Annotated in this window: 1 protein-coding gene; it reads right to left on the bottom strand. The window is 55.7% G+C overall.

Annotated features, from left to right (window positions below):
- Positions 1 to 265, bottom strand: a 265-nt coding sequence (locus tag AC3DE3_RS17250) for a type I phosphoribosyltransferase (protein WP_488370846.1), incomplete at its 3' end; no start/stop codon positions are given.
- Positions 266 to 467: the final 202 nt, after the last annotated feature.

The raw sequence follows: 467 nt of genomic DNA, 5'->3' as shown, positions 1-467 counted from the left end.
CAGTCAGGGTCAGGGACTGTTGCTTGCGCGCGAAAATCACCGGTACGCCGAGGTTCAGGCCGGTCATGATCGCCGGTGCAATGCCCGAGGCTTCGATGGTGACGATCTTGGTGATGCCCGAATCCTTGAACAACGCAGCGAATTCATCACCGATCAGTTTCATCAGCGCCGGGTCGATCTGGTGGTTCAGAAAGGCGTCGACCTTGAGTACCTGATCGGAAAGCACGATGCCTTCTTCGCGAATTTTCTTGTGCAGTGCTTCCACGAAAGCTTCCTCTGTTGGCGCAACACGCGCCGAAAGTAGATTAAAAAGTAGTCGATTCTAGCGCTTTAACATCGCGCGTATATCCGCCAGGGCGGTATTGCCGCGAACGGCTTTGACTTCGGTTGGTGTGTCGTCGTTGCCTTCCCATGCCAGGTCATCCGGCGGCAGTTCGTCAAGGAACCGGCTGGGGGCACAATCAATG

The sequence above is a fragment of the Dietzia sp. IBK-p2-16D genome, assembly GCF_057773085.1.
The sequence above is the reverse complement of the archived record's forward strand: the minus strand, read 5'-3'. Positions and strand labels throughout refer to the sequence as shown.